The organism is Kitasatospora sp. Ki12, from assembly GCF_054601375.1.
The window spans coordinates 1,597,488-1,615,161 of sequence record NZ_BAAIHT010000002.1 but is presented as its reverse complement, the minus strand read 5'-3'; the positions used below and the strand labels follow the sequence as shown (position 1 = coordinate 1,615,161).

Annotated in this window: 16 protein-coding genes; 4 read left to right on the top strand and 12 right to left on the bottom strand. The window is 71.4% G+C overall.

From position 1 onward, the window contains the following. Positions 1-74 precede the first annotated feature (74 nt). Complete coding sequence (locus tag ACYP53_RS24680; RefSeq protein ID WP_459648996.1) at positions 75-764, bottom strand: GntR family transcriptional regulator; 690 nt, start codon at positions 762-764, stop codon at positions 75-77. A gap of 268 nt (positions 765-1,032) precedes the next feature. Between ACYP53_RS24680 and ACYP53_RS24675 the strand changes: the two genes are divergently transcribed. From ACYP53_RS24675 to pcp, 3 genes are all read left to right on the top strand, one after another. Then, positions 1,033-1,764 (top strand): DUF969 domain-containing protein, encoded by a 732-nt coding sequence (locus tag ACYP53_RS24675; RefSeq protein ID WP_189922139.1) that lies wholly within the window; start codon positions 1,033-1,035, stop codon positions 1,762-1,764. After that, positions 1,761-2,729: a DUF979 domain-containing protein gene (locus ACYP53_RS24670; protein WP_459648995.1), complete on the top strand. Its 969-nt coding sequence runs from the start codon at positions 1,761-1,763 to the stop codon at positions 2,727-2,729. Before ACYP53_RS24675 ends, ACYP53_RS24670 begins: the two co-directional genes overlap by 4 nt. Positions 2,730-2,810: 81 nt before the next feature. After that, the gene (gene pcp, locus ACYP53_RS24665) at positions 2,811-3,452 is read left to right on the top strand and encodes a pyroglutamyl-peptidase I (protein ID WP_459648994.1); all 642 of its coding nucleotides are present in this window, start codon (positions 2,811-2,813) and stop codon (positions 3,450-3,452) included. 98 nt (positions 3,453-3,550) lie between these two features. On the opposite strand, the gene ACYP53_RS24660 is transcribed toward pcp, so the two are convergent. From ACYP53_RS24660 to ACYP53_RS24640, 5 genes are all read right to left on the bottom strand, one after another. Continuing rightward, positions 3,551-3,955, bottom strand: coding sequence for an SRPBCC family protein (locus tag ACYP53_RS24660; RefSeq protein ID WP_459649822.1), 405 nt, complete (start codon positions 3,953-3,955; stop codon positions 3,551-3,553). 73 nt (positions 3,956-4,028) lie between these two features. Then, on the bottom strand, positions 4,029-4,571 hold the full coding sequence (locus tag ACYP53_RS24655; RefSeq protein ID WP_459648993.1) for a hypothetical protein: 543 nt from the start codon (positions 4,569-4,571) through the stop codon (positions 4,029-4,031). 17 nt (positions 4,572-4,588) lie between these two features. Further along, positions 4,589-6,334: an alpha/beta hydrolase gene (locus ACYP53_RS24650; protein ID WP_459648992.1), complete on the bottom strand. Its 1,746-nt coding sequence runs from the start codon at positions 6,332-6,334 to the stop codon at positions 4,589-4,591. A 4-nt stretch (positions 6,335-6,338) separates the two neighbouring features. After that, the gene (locus tag ACYP53_RS24645; protein WP_189922149.1) at positions 6,339-6,740 is read right to left on the bottom strand and encodes a WXG100 family type VII secretion target; all 402 of its coding nucleotides are present in this window, start codon (positions 6,738-6,740) and stop codon (positions 6,339-6,341) included. A 95-nt stretch (positions 6,741-6,835) separates the two neighbouring features. Further along, positions 6,836-7,771 (bottom strand): helix-turn-helix domain-containing protein, encoded by a 936-nt coding sequence (locus ACYP53_RS24640; protein WP_189922151.1) that lies wholly within the window; start codon positions 7,769-7,771, stop codon positions 6,836-6,838. 129 nt (positions 7,772-7,900) lie between these two features. Here ACYP53_RS24640 and ACYP53_RS24635 point away from each other — a divergent pair, with 129 nt between their 5' ends. Then, positions 7,901-8,944 carry a saccharopine dehydrogenase family protein gene (locus ACYP53_RS24635; protein ID WP_459648991.1) on the top strand — a complete coding sequence of 348 codons (1,044 nt, stop codon included), beginning with the start codon at positions 7,901-7,903 and terminating at the stop codon, positions 8,942-8,944. Positions 8,945-8,956: 12 nt separating this feature from the next. Here the strand turns inward: ACYP53_RS24635 and ACYP53_RS24630 are convergent, their stop codons facing one another. From ACYP53_RS24630 to ACYP53_RS24605, 6 genes are all read right to left on the bottom strand, one after another. Then, on the bottom strand, positions 8,957-10,198 hold the full coding sequence (locus tag ACYP53_RS24630) for an ROK family transcriptional regulator (protein WP_189922155.1): 1,242 nt from the start codon (positions 10,196-10,198) through the stop codon (positions 8,957-8,959). A gap of 34 nt (positions 10,199-10,232) precedes the next feature. Further along, positions 10,233-11,510, bottom strand: coding sequence for a sugar ABC transporter permease (locus ACYP53_RS24625; protein ID WP_459648990.1), 1,278 nt, complete (start codon positions 11,508-11,510; stop codon positions 10,233-10,235). Next, positions 11,507-12,286: an ATP-binding cassette domain-containing protein gene (locus tag ACYP53_RS24620; protein ID WP_189922160.1), complete on the bottom strand. Its 780-nt coding sequence runs from the start codon at positions 12,284-12,286 to the stop codon at positions 11,507-11,509. Before ACYP53_RS24620 ends, ACYP53_RS24625 begins: the two co-directional genes overlap by 4 nt. Before the next feature lie 79 nt (positions 12,287-12,365). Further along, positions 12,366-13,466: a sugar ABC transporter substrate-binding protein gene (locus tag ACYP53_RS24615; RefSeq protein WP_459648989.1), complete on the bottom strand. Its 1,101-nt coding sequence runs from the start codon at positions 13,464-13,466 to the stop codon at positions 12,366-12,368. A 592-nt stretch (positions 13,467-14,058) separates the two neighbouring features. Further along, complete coding sequence (locus ACYP53_RS24610; protein ID WP_459648988.1) at positions 14,059-15,498, bottom strand: arabinofuranosidase catalytic domain-containing protein; 1,440 nt, start codon at positions 15,496-15,498, stop codon at positions 14,059-14,061. Between the two features lie 200 nt (positions 15,499-15,698). Continuing rightward, on the bottom strand, positions 15,699-17,396 hold the full coding sequence (locus tag ACYP53_RS24605) for a glycoside hydrolase family 27 protein (protein ID WP_459648987.1): 1,698 nt from the start codon (positions 17,394-17,396) through the stop codon (positions 15,699-15,701). Positions 17,397-17,674: the final 278 nt, after the last annotated feature.

Genomic DNA, 17,674 nt, shown 5'->3' with positions numbered 1-17,674 from the left:
CCACAGCTCCGCGCCGGTGCGGCGTCACCGATGAGTGCCCGTCATACGTCGGGCCTCGTCACCGCCGGACTCCGTCATGGCCGGGTCTCCGTCATCGCCCGGACGATCACCGCGCGCGCGTCGTCCAGGTACCGGGTCAACTCGACCTCGGCGTCGTCGATCTCACCGGACTCCAGCAGTCCGGCGAGCGTCTGGTTGCGCCGCAGGAACGGCTCGTGCAGGGCGTGCGCCGAGGGCACCGCCGCGAAGGCCAGGCGCAGCTCCGCCACCAGGTGCGCCATCGCCTCGTCGATCCGCGGGCTGCCCGCCAGCCCGGCGACGGCCTGGTGGTAGTGCAGGTCCGCGGTGCCGACCGCCACCCAGTCGCCCAGCGCCTCGGCGGCCTCCGCCCGGGCGAGCGCGGTGCGCACCGCGGCCAGCCGCTCCGGCGCGGCGCTGTGCAGCGCGCGGACGCCCGCGGTCTCCAGCGCGAGGCGCAGCGTGTAGATGTCGGCGACGTCCTGCGGGTTCAGGACCTTGACGAACACGCCGCGGTTGAGCTCGTGCACGACCAGGCGCTGGTCGGCGAGCAGTCGGAACGCCTCGCGCAGCGTGTTGCGGGAGACGGCGAGCGCCTCGCCGAGCGCCTCCTCCGACAGCCGGGTGCCCGGGGCGAGGCGGCCCTCGGTGATGTGCTCGCGCAGCACCTCGGCCACCCGCTGGGCAGCGCTGGCGCGTTCGATCCGGCTGCGATCGGCCGCGAGCGCGTCGAAAACCCCTGCCATGTGCTGTCTCCCGCCTTCCGCCGGACGGGGGCCGCCGGATTCCCCGGGGCCGCCCGGGAGTTGCCGCCCCATGGCCGTCCTGGAAGCCGTCCTGGGAGCCGCCCGAACCGAACACTGACCGAACTATTGCCGGATTGTTCCACAATCCCCTAGCCTCGCGGCAACCCCCGCAAGGCCGCCGCCCCAGGGCCCCGGCCTCCTCCGCCGGTCGGCGTCCCGAACGGTCGCCCACCGGGCGGATCCCCCTTTCCGAAAGGCGGCCCGGAACATGATCGTCCTTGTCGGCATCCTCGTCGTGGTGGCCGGGTTCGCCACCCGGCGGAATCCGCTCCTCGTCGTCGGCGCCGCCGGCGTCGCCACCGGCCTGCTGGGCGGCCTGAGCCCGATGAAGGTACTGGACGCGTTCGGCACCGGCTTCGCCTCCAGCCGCTCGGTGACCCTCTTCGCCGTCACCCTGCCGGTGATCGGCCTCCTGGAGCGCCACGGCCTGCAGGAACAGGCCCGCACCCTGATGAACCGGCTCGCCAAGGTCAGCGCCGGCCGGGTGCTCGCGCTCTACCTGGTGATCCGTCAACTCGGCGCGGCCCTCGGGCTCACCGCACTCGGCGGACCGGCCCAGGCGGTGCGGCCGATGATCGCGCCGATGGCGGAAGCCGCGGCCGAGCGCCGCCACGGCCCCCTGACCGAGAAGGCCCGCGAGCGGCTGCGCTCCTTCGCCGCCAGCGCCGACACCGTCGGCCTGTTCTTCGGCGAGGACTGCTTCCTCGCCGTCGGCTCGATCCTCCTGATCACCGGCTTCGTCAACGCGACCTACCACACCGCCCTGGAGCCCGTGCAGCTCGCCCTGTGGGCCATCCCCACCGCGGTCTGCGCCACCCTCGTCCACGGCACCCGCCTGCTGCGACTGGACAGCTCCCTCGCCTCCCTCACCTCCCGCACCGGCGACCTGCCGGCCGCCGCCGAGGGCCGTACCGGCCGAGTCACGGAGGGCTCCAAGTGATCAAGGTCGAGTGGCTGTACTGGCTCGTCGGCGCCGTCTTCCTCGCGATGGCCGCCCAGATGGCCGCCGACCGCGGCAACCCCAGGCGCTACGGCAACGCCGCCTTCTGGGGCCTGCTCGGCGCGAGCTTCGGCTACGGCACCTGGGTCGCCGACAAGAGCGCGCCGGCCGCGCCGCTGGGCGCCGCCGTGCTGGCGATGATCTGTCTGGCCGGCTTCGGCCTCACCGGCCGCGGCACGCCCACGACCGCCGCGCCCGAGCGGCGGGCCGCCTCCGCCGCCCGCCTGCGCAGCAAGCTGTTCATCCCCGCCCTCACCCTCCCGCTGGTCGCGCTCGCCTGCGGCACCCTGCTCAAGGACGTCCACCTCGGCGGCGGCCCGCTGCTGCAGAGCGGCAGCGAGACGCTCCTCGGCCTCGGCATCGGCTCGATCGTCGCCCTCGTGGTCGCCCTCGTCCTCACCCGCGAGCGCAACCCCGCCGTCGCCCTGACCGCCGGCCGCGGGCTGCTGGAGGCGATGGGCTGGGCGCTGCTGCTGCCCCAACTCCTCGCCGTGCTCGGCTCGATCTTCCAGAGCGCGGGCGTCGGCACCCAGGTCGGCAAGATCGTCACCCACGTCCTGCCGGACGGCAGCAGGTACACCGCCGTGGCGCTCTACTGCCTCGGCATGGCCCTGTTCACGCTCATCATGGGCAACGCCTTCGCCGCCTTCCCCGTCATGACCGCCGCCATCGGCTGGCCCGTCCTGGTCGCCCAACTCCACGGCAGCGCACCGGTGGTCCTGGCCGTGGGCATGCTGTCCGGCTTCTGCGGCACCCTGGCCACCCCGATGGCCGCGAACTTCAACCTCGTCCCGGCCGCGCTGCTGGAACTCAAGGACCAGTACGGGCCGATCAAGGCGCAACTACCCACCGCGGCGATCATGTTGGTCTGCAACATCGCCATCATGTCGTTCTTCGCCTTCTGAGCCCTCTGAGCCCTCTGAGCCCTCTGAGCCACGCCGCTCCGACCCGCATCACGCCGTCCGACAGAAAGGGCCAGCCCGCCCATGCCCCGGGTCCTGCTCACCGGTTTCGAGCCGTTCGACGGCGCCGCCCTCAACCCGTCCTGGGAGGCAGCCCGCCTCGTCGCCGCCGACCCGCCGCGGGGGCTGGAGGTCACCTCCACCCGCCTGAGCTGCGTCTTCGGCCGGGCCGTCGACGAACTGCGGGCGGCCGTCCGGGAGACCGGCCCGGACGTGGTGGTCTGCCTCGGCCAGGCCACCGGCCGCCCCGACATCAGCGTCGAGCGGATAGCCGTCAACATCGACGACGCGCGCATCCCCGACAACGCCGGCCGCCGGCCCGTCGACCGGCCGGTCGTCCGGGGCGGCCCCGCGGCCTACTTCGCCACCCTGCCTGTCAAGGCGTGCGTGGCCGCCGTCCGGGAGGCCGGCCTGCCCGCCTCGCTCTCCCACACCGCCGGGACCTTCGTGTGCAACCACGTCTTCTACGCCCTGATGCACCAGCTCGCCACCGAACGCCCCACCACCCGCGGCGGGTTCGTCCACGTCCCGGCCCTGCCCGAGCAGGTCCTCGACCGGGCCCAGCCCTCCCTGCCCGCCGCCACCACCGCCCACGCCCTGCGCGCCCTGCTCACCGCCTCCCTGCGCCCCAGCGACCTGCACACCCCGGAGGGCATCACCCACTGACACCGGACCGGACCGCACGCCCCGAGGACGGGGCGAAACGCCGGATGGCCCGTCGGATTCCTCCGACGGGCCATCCGTACCGGTCCTGGGGCTGGTTGTCAGCGCGCGACCTGCTGCTCCAATGTCTCCTTCATGACCTGGGCGCCCCGGACGACGCGCGGCCGGACCTGCTCGATCATCTCGTGCGGCAGCACATCGGTGGTCCAGACCAGCCGGCAGCGCCCCGGCCCCTCGGGAAGGACCTGGAACGAGGCGTGGTGGTGGGTGAGGGGGATCTTGAAGCCCTCGACCGCCGAGTAGGCGAGCCGGCGGAGGCCGTCGTCGATGCCGACGATCAGCTCGCGGATCACCGCGCCGCCGGGCACGGTCAGGTACCGGGTGTCGCCCTCCACGCGGGCGTCGAGGACATAGCCGGGAATGAGGCGCTTGTGCACCGCCGCCACGTCCCGGACCGCGTCCCACACCTCGTCCGCCCCGGCTTCGATCACGATGTCCTGAACGATGGTGGCGATGGCCGTTCTCCCCTCGGATGTGGATCGTCGTCGGCACCCTGGTGCCGCTGTGGGCTCGGCGGTGTCAGTGCGACCAGTACGGCTCGTCGACCGTCGCGCAGTCGGCGGCGTAGTTCAGTGGTCCCCGGACGAACCCGCCGTTCCCGTTGCTGTCGGTGGTGTCGGTGACATCGGTCAGGGTGGCCCGGACCTCGGCACAACCGTTGACACCGACGGCGAACCAGAGGCCGAACCCCTGGGCCCTCACCTCCACCGAGCCCTTGTTGCGGTCGACCGCGTAGCCCTTGCCCCTCCAGAGCGCCTGGACGGTGTCGAGCGGCTCCTGATCGTGGGTGGGGGCGATTCGGACCCGGGCTGCCTGTCTGACGATCATCTCCGTCCGGCCCGTTTTCCTGCAGCCGGACGTACCGCAGAATCCGGTCAGGTCGGGGTCGCTCTCGTACTTCGGCTCGGCCCACTGGAGCCCCGGGTGGAAGACCCCGGCGACATCGGCGAGTTCGGCCTCGACCCGGTGCTGCGCCTGGTCGACCGGCACGGTGGGCTTCTCGGGCTCCGGCCAGGCGTACCAGCCGGCCAGGAGCGCCAGCAGCACCCCTGGCACGCCCACGCGCCATACCGTCGCCTTCACCTCGGGTCCTCCCTGGTGATCGTGTTCCCGTGGCCGCTCACGATCTTCCCGATGTTGGGGAGCGAGTCGCCGCCCTTGCCGTGCTTCCCGAAATAGTTGTCGTGGGAGTCGGTGACGGTCCCGTCCGCCACCGAGAAGCGCTGCCCGCCGAAGCTCTCGCTCGCCGGGTCAGTGCCGTGCCAGGAGCCGTCGGGATTCGTGATCGCCTCGACCGCGGCCCAGCCGGGGATGAGCATCCCGGGGGACGGCGCGTCCGCGACGGGGTCGTACTTGGCCGTGCCGACGTACACGTGGTCCGCACCGATCCCGAGCTGTGACGCCTTGTCCACCCCGACACCCGGGCTGCCGACCAGGACGATGTCGTCGACCGGCAGGCCGCCGGGCTGCTGGGTCGCCTTCCCGACCACCAGGGAGCCGTAGCTGTGCCCCTGCGCGGTCATGTGGGCCGGCTCGCCCTCGTGGGTGGCCCGGAGACCGGTGAGGAACTTGTTGTACGCGGCCCCGCCCTCCTCCGCCCGGTCCTGCATGAGCACCGAGGGGCCGTCCAGTTGCGGCGCGTCGTACCCCAGCCAGAACACGGACGCGACGCTCGGCGTCTCCTTGTTGTCCGTCGCGCTCGTCACCGCGGCATCGTAGACGCGCTTCGCCGTCATGGCGTCGCCCCCTCCGACGCCGGACACTGTGCTGTTCAGCCCGGGCACCAGGGAGGAGACGTTGCGGGCCTTGTCCGGGTCGCCCCAGGACACGATCGCGCGGCCCTGCCCCTGATCGCCGATCCCCAGCAGCAGCAGCGGCGGGTCGGAGTTCGGCCCGCCCACACCGTTGTCCAGTTTGCCGTCGAGCCGGTTCTGGATGGACTGGAAGCCGTCGAGCTTCTCCTGCAGGGCGTCGCGCTTGGCCTTCCACTCCGTGTAGGCGGGGTTCGGGCGGATGAACCTGCCGGTACCGATGGTGGCGGCCGGCGCGGGGCCGAGGTTGGCGAGCTGGATCTGGCGGTCCTGGATCAGGTTCTTCAGGTTGGTGCGGTTGGCCTGGTCGCGGGCGGCGGCGGGGATGCCGTCGAGGTTGCCGATCAGGTCCGGGTGGTTGAGGATCATCCGCTGCTGCTGAGCGTCGGTCAGGCCGTTCCACCAGGTCTTGACGCTGTTCGGGTCGGTGCCGGCGGCGGGGATCTGGTGGAGCGCGTTCGCGGCGTCCGTGTCGGCCTTCGCGGTGGCGGCGTCGAGGCCGGTTCCGTTGCTCGCGTTGGTGGCGAGGTGGTTGAGCCGGGCGCTGATGGTCTGGTCGGTGTGGTCGGCCTCGGTGAGCGCGGCGGTGATCCGCTTGCTGATCGCCTGGGCGGTGGCCTCGGCCTTGTCACCGGCGTAGTTGGCGGAGTTGGGGTCGTTGTCCCAGGTGATGCGGCCGTCGGGGGCCACGGTCATCTTGTTGTTCTTCGCGTCGTCCAGCGCGCTGATCAGGTGGGCCTGGGCCGCCGCGATGCCCTCGGCGGCGTCGGCGAGCGCCTTGCTGACGAGGTCCAGTTCCTGCTTCGCGGACTGGAGTTCGGTGCCCAGGAACTGGATCCGGGTGTTGGCGTGGCCGGCGGCGGTGCCGGTCCACCCGGAGTGGTTGAGGCGGTCGACGACCTCGTGCTGCCAGGACTCGATGTGCTGACCCAAGGCCGAGTAGAGCGCGTCGAAGGCGTTCTTCGCGGTGGTGATGTTGTTGATGTTGGCGTCGTAGAGCGTCTTGATGTCCATCGGGCTACTCGGCCGCCTTCGCGCTCGAAGGCTTGACGGGGCCCGGGACGACGACCGTGCCGAAGGGGTCCGGCTCGGCCGGGGCCGGGGCGGCCGGGTTCCGCATGCTCGTGTGGACGTCCTTCTCGACCTGCCGGTAGTAGGTGGCCGTCGTGCCGAGCTTGGTGCCGACGTCCCCCATGTCGCCGGCGAGCTTGTCCAGCAGCGTCTTCCAGTTCGTCCCGCAGTTCTGGACGGCGGTTGCCGTGAGCCAGCCCTGCAGGGTGCCGGCCGCCTGGTTGCACGGCTCCGCGAGTTTCGACGTCTCGCCCGGTATCAGACCGCCGATGTGCTGCGCGCTCTGCCCGCAGCCGTCGAGTTCGGCCGGCTTGACCTTGAACTGCAAGCCCGCGTCAGGATCTGCCATGCATGCCCCCCATGCGTTCGGGCCGGTGACCGGCCCGCCCGTGCGTTCGAAAACCGACCACGCATGCTAACGGATCCGATCCGGAGGAAGATCGCCTAGGGCCGGAAGGTGCGCCGGTAGGTGTCCGGCGGGACGCCGACGCTGCGGTGGAAGTGGCGGCGCAGGGTGGTGGCGGTGCCCATGCCGGTGGCCGTGGCGATGGTGTCGACGGTGGCGTCGGTGGTTTCCAGCAGTTCCTGGGCGTGGCGGATGCGCTGGGTGTGGAGCCACTGCAGTGGTGTGGTGCCGGTGAGGTGCTTGAAGTGGCGGCCGAGGTGGCGTGAGCTCATGCGGGCCTGGCGGGCCAGGTCTTCGACGGTGAGCGGCTGGTCGAGTCGCTTGAGTGCCCAGGGGAAGAGTTCGCCGAGGGGGTGGTTGCCCGGGGCGGGGAGGGGGGTGGCGATGAACTGGGCCTGGCCGCCGTCCCGGTGTGGTGGGACGACCAGGCGGCGGGCGATCCTGTTGGCGTTGGCGGAGCCGTGGTCGAGGCGGACCAGGTGGAGGCAGAGGTCCATGGCGGCGGCCTTGCCGGCGGAGGTGAGGACGTCGCCGTTGTCGACGTAGAGGACGTCCGGGTCGACGGTGGCGGCGGGGTGGCGCCGGGCCAGTTCCCGGGTGTGGGCCCAGTGGGTGGTGGCGCGTCTGCCGTCGAGCAGTCCGGCCGCTCCCAGGACGAAGGCGCCGGTGCACAGTGAGACGACGCGGGCGCCGGCCTGGTGGGCGGCGCGGACCGCGTCGACCAGCTCGGCGGGCGGTTCGCGGTCGGTGTCGGCCCAGCCGGGGACGATCACGGTGTCGGCGTGGGGGAGGTGGTCGAGTCCGTGGTCGGGGTCCAGCCGGAAGCGGTCGAGGCGTACCGGGCCGGGTCCGCAGAGGGAGAAGTCGTACCAGGGGTCGACGAGGTGGGTCAGGTCGGATCCGAAGACCTCGACGGCGACGGACAGTTCGTAGTGGAGCATGCCGTCGGTGACGGCCAGTGCGACCCTGTGCATGTCCGAAAGTGTACGCGTCATGTCGTTTCCGACACTCACATGGGGTGCCGCCGGACGGACAGGATTGGGGGTGTCGGGCCGCGGCGGATCAAGACCGCGGCGGACGTTCGAGTACAGGGGAGCGGTTCCATGGGGGCAGGCCAGTCGGTGGCGGTGTTCGGCGCGTACGGTCACACCGGGCGGTTCGTGGTCGCGGAGCTGGCCGCGCGCGGATTCGTCCCGGTGCCCTCCGGGCGCAACGCGCAGGCGCTGGAGGAACTGGCCGCCGCGCACGGGCTTCAGGCCCGGGTGGCGTCGGTGGACGACCCGGCCTCGCTGGACCGCGCCCTGGCGGGCACGGTGGCGGTCATCAACTGCGCGGGCCCCTTCGCCTCGACCACCGGCCCCGTGATCGAGGCCGCGCTCCGCGCGAGGATCCCGTACCTGGACGTGGCGGCCGAGATCGAGGCCAACCTCGACACCTTCGCGCAGTACCGCGAGCCGGCCCGGGAGGCGGGAGCGGTGGTCGTCCCGGCGATGGCCTTCTTCGGCGGCCTCGGCGACCTGCTGGCCACCGCTGCGATGGGCGACTGGGCCACGGCCGACGAGGCGCACATCGCCTACGCGCTCAGCAGCTGGCACCCCACCGCCGGTACCCGGCTGTCGGGCGCGGTCTCCCGCGAGCGGCGCGGCGACCACCGGCTGCGCTACCGCGGCGGGCAGTGGGAGCGGCGCACCGATGCCGCGCCCACCCTGGAGTGGACCTTTCCGGACCCGGTGGGACGCCGCCCGGTGATCGGGGAGTTCACGATGGCGGACGTCGTGACCGTCCCCCAGCACCTGTCCGTCTCCGACGTGACCACCTACATGACCACCGAGGCGGCCCGCGACGTCGTCGCCCCCCACACCCCGGCCCCGACCGCCACCGACGCGGCCGGGCGCTCGGACCAGACCTTCCTCGTCGACGTCCTCGTCCGCTCGGGCGGGGCCGAGCGCCGCGCGACGGCCGGCGGCCAGGACATCTACGCCGTCACCGCGCCCCTGGTCGTCGAAGCCCTCGACCGCGTGCTGACCGGCCGCACCAAGGCCGTCGGCGTGGCCTCCGCCGGCGAGATCTTCGACGCCCCCGACTTCCTGCGCGCGCTCGCCCCCCACATCACCCTCGACCTGCACCCGCGGAAGGAGACCGCCTGACCGAAGCTCCTCTCAGGGCGCCGGCAAGGACGGGCTCAGCTGGCGTCCTCCCGAGACGCGGGTGAGCGTCTCCAGCGGCCGGGTGAGCACCTCGGAGAACGCCAGTTCGGCGGCGCCGATCAGGACGGTGTCACCGCCGAGTTCGCTGACCCGCAGTCGCAGGTTCTCCCGCACCGCGGCGAGGGCGTTGGTGTTGATCCGGCTGCGCACCTGTGCGGCGGATCCGAGGAAGACGTCCCGGAGGGTGCCGCCGAGGATGACCAGCTCCGGATCGAAGAGGTTGGCGAGGTTCGCGATGCCGATGCCGAGCCAGTCCCCGACGCGGTGCAGAGCCGCACGCGCGGTGACGTCCCCGTGGTCGGCGGCGACGACCACCGACCGTACGGCGTCGACCCCGGTGACGCTGCCGTCCCGGCCGGCGGCTTCCAGGAGGGCGCGCTCACCCGCCTCGGCTTCCAGGCAGCCGTGGGCGCCGCAGCCGCACGGCCGTCCCTGGTACGGGTTGACGTTCATGTGGCCGATCTCGCCGGCGTATCCGCGCTCGCCGCGCAGGAGTTCACCGTCGGTGATCACGCCGGCGCCGATCCCGACCTCGCCGTGGAGGTAGACGAGGTTCTGGCTGCCGCGGCCGACGCCGCGCCGATGCTCGGCGAGCGCGCCGAGATTGGCCTCGTTCGCGACGAGGACCGGGACGTCCAGGCGGAGTCGGTCGGCGAACGCGCCGCCGAAGTCGATGCCCTTCCAGCCCATGTTGGGAGTGAGGCTGATCAGCCCGTCGGGGTGGCGGACGATGCCGCGTACCGCCACGGCGACGCCGACGCACGAACTGCCGGTCGGTGCGCGAGCCAGCATCTCGTGGGCGAATCCCGCGAGGATGTCGGCCACGTGCGCGGGGTCCTGCGGGTGCCCGCCGGGCCATGGGCACTCGCGCCGGTCCAGGAACACGCCGCCGAGTCCGATGAGGGCCGCCGCCAGGCGTTCCACGCCCACGTCCGCCGCGAGGACGTGCACGCGGGTGGACTCGGGCTTCACGACCAGCGAGGGCCGCCCGGCCCGGCCGGTCTCCTGCGGCAACTCCTCACGGACCAGGCCCGCGGCCGTCAGATCGCCGACCAGGCCCAGAATGGTGCTGCGGTTGAGGCCGAGCCGGGTCGCCAGGACGGCTCGCGAGGTGGGCCCGCCGAAGTGGACCTGGCGCAGCAGGGCACTCAGGTTGTGCTGGCGGACCTCTTCCTGGGAAGGACCGGCTTTCATGGCTGGCGACCCTCATCGTCGGGGCTGGCGCCCCTCATCGTTGGGCTGAGCGGCGGCGGGACATCGCGTCCACACCGGCGGCCACCAGCAGAACCGATCCCGTGACAGCGTACTTGACGCCCGAGGAGTAGCCCATCAGGCCCATGCCGTTCTGGATCACCGCGACGACCAGGCCGCCCAGCACGGCGTCGACGACGCGGCCGCGGCCGCCGAACAGGCTCGTGCCGCCGATGACGGCGCTGCCGACGGCGAGCAGCAGGACGTTGCTCCCGCCGGTGTTGGGGTCCACGGAGTTGCCCCGGGAGGCGGCGATGATGCCGCCGACGGCCGCCAGGCAGGAGCAGATGACGAAGGCGGAGGTCCGGATGAAGGCGACGCTGATCCCGGCCCGGCGGGCGGCTTCGGCGCTGCCGCCCACGGCGTAGATGTGCAGGCCGAAGCCGGTCCGCTGCAGGGTGAACGTCCCGAGCAGCAGAAGGGCTCCGATCACCGGCACGACGATGGGCACGCCCTTGAGGGAGCTGACGATGACGTTGCGGCTGCGCTCCTGGTTGAGCAGGTAGACGGCCGCGCCCCCGAGGACGACGACGGCGCCGGTGCGGACGGCGAGGAGCGCCACCGGGGTTCCGGCGAGGCCCCGGCCGAGCCGGTCGCGGCTGCGGCGCAGTTGCAGGACGGCGTAGCCGACGGCGCAGCCGGCCAGCAGGACCCAGCCGAGGACGGGGCTGAGGTTGTCGTTCGCGATGGCCAGGATGGTCGGGTCCTTGACCGAGACGTTCGTGCCTTCCTTCAGCAGGATCAGGACGACGCCCTGGAAGCCGAGGAACGCGGCCAGCGTCACCACGAACGAGGGGATGCCGACCTTGGCGACGAGCGTGCCGATGAGCAGGCCGATGACCGCGCCGGTCAGCATGGCGGCGGCCACGGCGCCGTACCAGGGCCAGCCGTGGTTGGTCAGCAGGATGGCCAGGACCGCGGCGCACACACCGCTGGCGTATCCGGCGGACAGGTCGATCTCGCCGAGGAGCAGGACGAAGACCAGCCCCATGGCGATGGCTATGCTGCCCGCGCTCTGGGTGAGCAGGTTGGCGAAGTTCAGGTTGGACAGGAAGACCGGGCGCAGCAGGGAGAAGAACACGCACAGGACGACCAGGCCGGCGACGGCGGGAAGGGCGCCGAGTTCGCCCGCGCGCACCTGGTCGAGGTAGCGGCGGCCGATGTCCCCGAGGCCGGCGGTCGGGGGGCGGCCTTCCTCGGAGTCGGTGGGCCGGTTCGGCCGCTCGGGCTTCTGGGGGGCGAGGGCGGAGGTCATACGGCGGCTCCGTTGGGGGTGGTCCGAGGGCCCAGGTCGCCGCTGCGGCCCGAGGTGATCAGTTCGACGACCTGTGCGTGTGTCACCTCGGAGGCCTTGACCTGAGCGGCCATCCGCCCGAGGTGCAGCGCGGCTATCCGGTCGGAGACCGCGAAGACGTCGTTCATGTTGTGCGAGATGAGCACGACGGCCAGGCCGTTGTCGGCCAGCCGGCGCACGAGTTCCAGGACCTGCGCGGTCTGGGCGACGCCCAGGGCCGCGGTGGGCTCGTCGAGGACCACGAGCTTGCTGTTCCACAGCACCGCCTTGGCGATGGCGACGGTCTGGCGCTGGCCGCCGGAGAGGCTGGAGACCTTCTGGCGAAGGGACTTGACCGTGCGTACCGACAGTCCCCGGAGCGTCGCGGCGGCCATCTCCTCCATGGTCGAGTCGTCGAGCACCAGGCCGCGGCGCTTCTCCCGCCCCAGGAACATGTTCTGCACGATGTCGAGGTTGTCGCACAGCGCGAGGTCCTGGTAGACGATCTCCACTCCGAGCGCGGCGGCGTCGCGCGGGCTGTGCACGTGGACCGGCCGGCCGTCGAAGAGGTAGTCCCCCGCGTCGATGGGGTGGATGCCGCCGATGCACTTGACGAGCGTCGACTTGCCCGCGCCGTTGTCGCCGACGAGTGCGGTGACCTCCCCCGCGTGGGCGCTGAGCGCGATGTCGTGCAGGACCTGGACGGGGCCGAAGCTCTTGTCGATCCCGCGCAACTCGAGAGTCGGTGTCTCTGTCATGGGTGAGGCTCCTGGGGATTGGCGGGGTGGGCCCCGCGCCGCGGGCGGCCGGGGCCCACTGGTGAGGCCGGTATGCGCGCTACTTGATGCCGGCCTTCGTGCACAGCGCGTCGTAGTCGCCGGTGCACAGCTGCGCCTTGGTCACGTAGCCGTCGTTGATGACGTCCTGGATGTTGTTCTTGACGATGGCTTCGGGCGTCAGCAGCACCGACGGGACGTCGCGGTTGCCCGTCGGGTCGTGGACGGTGGCGCTGGTCTGGCCCTTCTTGCCGCCGGCCAGCTCGACCGCGAGGGCCGACACGGCGTCGGCCTCCTTCTTCACGGCCTTGTAGACGGTCATGCACTGGTCGCCCGCCAGGATGTTCTGCAGGCCCTGCACCGAGGCGTCCTGGCCGGTGATCGGCACCTGTCCGTTGCGGTGGTTCTTGCGCAGCACGGCGATGGCCGCGTTGGCGAGGTTGTCGTTGGCCGCGAGCACCCCGCCGATGTTCGGCTGGCTGGTGTTCATCTGCTCGAAGATCGTCTGGGCCTGGGCGCTGTCCCAGTCGGGCACCGCCTGGTCGGGGCCCTTGGTGTACTCCCCGGAGGCGAACAGCGGGTCCAGCACGCTGTTGTAGCCCTTGGCGAACAGGGTGGCGTTGTTGTCCGTCGGTGAGCCGTTGAGTTCGGCCACGACGGGGTTCTTGGCGCCCATGTCGGTCAGGCACTTCGTCAGGCCCTGGCCCTGGAGCTTGCCGACCTGGTCGTTGTCGAAGCTGACGTAGTACTGGGCGGAGCCGCCGAGGGTGAGCCGGTCGTAGTCGATGGTGGCCACGCCCTGGGTCTTGGCCTTGTCCAGGACGGCCTTGCCGGTTCCGCTGTCGAGGTTGACGATGACCAGCACGTTCACGCCACTGGTGATCATCTGGTCGGCGATCGTCTGGAACGCCTGCTTGTCGCCCTCGGCGTTCTGGATGTCGTAGTCCACACCGGCGGCCTTGAAGGCCGCCGCGAGGTACGTCCGGTCCGCGGTCTCCCAGCGGACGGACGACTTGCTGTCCGGCAGGATCACGCCGATCTTCGGCTTCTTGGCGCCTGACGAGCCGGAACCGGAGCCGGAGCCCGAGGAACTGCAGGCGGTGACCGTGGAGAGCAGGGCTGCTGACAGGGCAGCAGTGGCGAACAGGAGCCCCTTGCGCATGGGCAGGGTCCTTTCGGAGGCGTGTCCGACCTGTGCCGGACGTGCGTTGGCCGATGAAGGGTGGGGATGGGCACGAGCACGAAGCGGGGGCGGGGGAAGCATCCGGCCGCTGTTTGTTGCCCGCGACAACATACGGCTTGTGATGAGGTCCGCCAAGCCCTTGCGCCGACCCGCGTGCGTAACGATCGAATCACCGGAGCCTGGCCGCGGCGCCGAGCGGGCGCGCGTTTGCCGGTCTCCAAGTCGATCTGTCCATCGGCCAGTTGCTCGTGCGGCAAGGCGCCGGGGCGACGGCGAGGCCGGGTCCACCTGCGGGGTTGCCGCGGGCCGGCGGCTCCGCGGGACCTCCGGCGGCTCCTCGGACCGGACCGCGGCACGGTGATCAACTCGGCCGCCGGGGCGGGCCCGCTCCCGGGCCGGCTCGACCGACGCGTCGGGCCCGCTCCCGGGCCGGCTCGACCGACGCGTCGCCCCTGCGGCCGGCCGCTTCCGCAGACTCAGGAAGAAGGCAGCTCGCCGGACGCGAACATCGGTCCGCCCCGACGGCAGGAGTCCCGCTCCTGCCGTCGGGGCATCACTCTCCGGGTGGAAGTCAGCCGAGCTTCCACTGCTGGTTGCTCTGCCCGTTGCAGGCCCACAGCTGGACCAGGGAGCCGTTCGCCGTCGACGCTCCACTGACGTCCAGGCAGAGTCCGGACTGGGCGCCGGTGACGGTGCCGTCGGCGTTCCGGGTCCACTGCTGGTTGGGCTGTCCGTTGCAGGGCCAGATGATCGCCTTCGTGCCGTTCGAGGTGCCCTTGTTGTCGGCGTCCAGGCACATCTGGCCGCTGCCGGAGTACACCGTCAGCCGGCCCGAGGAGGTGGCGGTCCACGTCTGGTTCGCGGCTCCGGAGCAGGAGTAGATCTGGGCCTGGGTGCCGCTGGTGGTGCTGGAGCCAGGGACGTCCAGGCACTTGGCGGCGCCGACGGCGTGCAGCGGGCCGGTGCTGGAGCCGCCGCCGGAGCCGGGGCTGTACCCGGCTGCCGCGATGTTGGCCTGGACGGCGTCGTCGGTGGCGTCGGACGGGTAGCCGCTGACGACGGCGCCTTCGTAGAACGTGCCGAGGCTCTGGTTGGTGTTGCCGGCGCAGCAGTCGCCGCCGCTGCCCAGGATGACGGCGCCCTGCTGCTTCATCGGGCTGTAGCCGGGCGGGAGCGCGCCGTTCCAGAGCGTCGTGAGCCCGCCGGACTGGGCGTCACCGCCCTTGAGCGCGAACCGGGAGGTGCCGTTGTTCTTCAGCATCGCGGTGACGTAGCGGCTGGAGAAGGCCCGCTGGTTCTGGTTCCAGGACGAACTGCCGCCGGAGTACAGGCCGTACTCGAGGTCGGCCTGAACCCACGGACCGGTCCCCGAGCAGCCGCCGAACCAGCAGCTGGTTCCGAAGTAGATGGCGTTCATGGCGCCCGCACCGTCCGCCTTGCGGTCCGTCTCGCTGTTCCCGTAGTCGAAGCAGCAGCCGCCGTTGACGTGGGTTCCGCTGGTCACCATGTACGCGCCCTGGGGGGCACTGCCGCGCGGCATCCCGGAGGAGGACCCGTCGTGCCAGTAGCTGTTCCCGGGGTTGATGTAGAGCGAGTACGCCTTGGCGCCGCCGACCGTGAGGGCCTCGCTGGTCGCGGTGGCCGGGGTGTCACTGCCTCCGGCACCCCCGGGGCCCTGGTAGGCGAGGTCGTTGCCGTGCCCGGACTGGTCGAAGACCACTGTGACCACGCACGAGGTGCCCGCGCAGAAGGCGTCCTGGGCGGACGCGTCGGCGACGCCCCCGGCGCTGACGACGCCGATGTTCCGCGTCCTGCCGTCCGAGCTCCGCACTTGGTAGAGCGCTCCGCTGTACGTCGAGTAGAGCGCGCGGGTCGTGGAGTGCGCGGCCACGCAGGGGGTTCCGCCCGCCGCGTAGATGTCACACGGGCCGGCGGTGGCGGCCCTCGCGCTGGTAGTGAGGGGGCCCGCACCGGTGAGACCGGCGACGACCAGGAGGATCGTGGCGGCCACGCGGATCAGCGTGCCGAGCCGGTGGTGAGGCGAGGGCGTGGTCCTCGGTCGTCGTTGCGGGCCTTGACTGTCGCGCATCTGAGCTCCCTGCGGCTCGTCGGGGGATACGGGGCGTGCTGGACGGGCGGTGCGACCGCCGTGCTGCCTCAGGAGGTGGGGAACCCGGAGGCAGCACGGCGGTCGCGCCTGGCGGTGACCGCTCAGACGGCCCACTGCTGGTTGGTCTGGCCGTTGCAGGTCCACAGGTCGATCAGGGCGCCGTTGGCGGTGGACTTGGCGGTGACGTCGAGGCAGAGTCCGGACTGGGCGCTGGTGACGGTGCCGTCCGCGTTCACCTTCCACTGCTGGTTCGCCTGGTCGTTGCAGGTCCAGATCTCGACCTTGGTGCCGGGCGCGGTCTGGCCGTCGTACGCGTCCAGGCACATCCGGGTGCCGCCCGAGGTGACGGTCAGCTGGCCGGAGGAGGTGCGGGTCCAGGTCTGGTTCGGCTGGCCGTTGCAGTCCCAGATCTGCAGCTGGGTGCCCGGGGTGGTGGTCGAGTTCGGCACGTCCAGGCACTTGCCCGCCCCGACCGCGCGCACCGGGCCGGTCCGGTCCGTTCCGCCGCTGGTGCCGCCCGCGACGCGGAACATGGTGGTGCCGTGCGCCGGAACCGAGGCGCTGATGGTGCCGGTGGTGGTCGACGTCGCGCCGGACCACAGGTCGGTGAGGCTGTAGCCGGCGGCGCCGGTCTTCCCGATCGCGGCGGCGGAGGTGCTGATGGTCGCGGTCGATCCGGTCTCGTTGAACAGGGCCACCGAGACGTCACCGTTCGCCAGCGGCTTGGCCAGTACGTCGAGGCCGCCGACGGAGGACACCAGGGTGCCCTGCTTGCCGAGCGGGTCCTGGTCCACCGCGATCACCCGGGCATTGGTGAGCGTGGCCAGGGTGGCCGGGCTAGCAGAGACGATGTTGGTACCCGCGATCAGCGGGGCCGCCATCTCCGCCCACAGGCTGAACTCCGAGCGGGCCTCGGTGTCGGTGAGCGGGCCGTTGCCGACCTCCAGCATGTCCGGGTCGTTCCAGTGACCGGGCCCGGCGTAGGCGGCCAGGTTCACGTTGCTGTGGAAGATCGACAGCATGCTGGAATAGCTGGCGTTGATGTCGCCGGTGGTGCGCCAGCTGTTGCCGACGCCCGCCCCCCAGGTCCACACACTGTCCTCGCCCCAGATGGACATGTTGAACAGGATGGGCCGGCCGGTCGCGGCCAGCGCGTCGCGCATCGTGGTGTACCGGGCCTGCGTGGGCGCCTTGTTGCCGTTGGGACAGGTGTTCAGCCAACAGCCGGGCCCTGCATAGCAGTTGTCGTACTTGAGATAGTCCACGCCCCAGGCGGCGAAGCTCTGCGCGTCCGTGGTCTCGTGGCCCAGGCTGCCCGGGAAGCCGGCGCAGGTCTGCAGTCCGGCGTCCTCGTAGATGCCCAGCTTCAACCCCAGCGAGTGGACGTAGTCGGCGGTGCCCTTGATCCCGTCCGGGAACTTGGTCGGATCGGGCACCAGGCGCCCGTCGGAACCCCGGGAGTGGGTCATCCAGCAGTCGTCGATGTTGACGTACTCGTACCCGGCGCTCTGCATGCCGTTGTTGTGCATGGCCGACGCCGTGCTCTTGATCAGTGACTCGGAGACGTTGCAGCCGTAGGCGTTCCAGTCGTTGAAGCCCATCGGCGGCGTGGCCGCCAGACCGTTGCCCACGGCTGCGGGCACCGGGGTCGCGCCCACGGCCGCGGCCGGCGGGGCCGCGCCCAGGGAGAGCAGCGGAATCGCCAAGGACAGGAGTAACGCCGAGAGGACGCAGGCGAGCGTCCTCCGCAGCCGTGGGCGCGCCGGTGGTCGGGTGGCGCGCGGGTCCGCGTGGAGCATGTGGTCGCCTCCTGATGGAGTGGTGGGGGAGGTGTCTGTTTCTCGCGGTTCGGCATTCACCCAGGATCTACGTGAGCATGACAAACGCGTTTTCGGTGAATGGCCGCACGGTTGCGGAGCGGGGACTCCGAGAAGACTCGATCGGGCGACGAGGTCGCCGCGTGAAGAAATGGAGGAATGCGCGCCGGTGTTTCCGGTGTGACTTCCCTGGCATATCGGGGCGGCGAATCCGGACCGGATCTCCGGTTGTTAGCGCTAACAATCACTCGTAAAAAAGA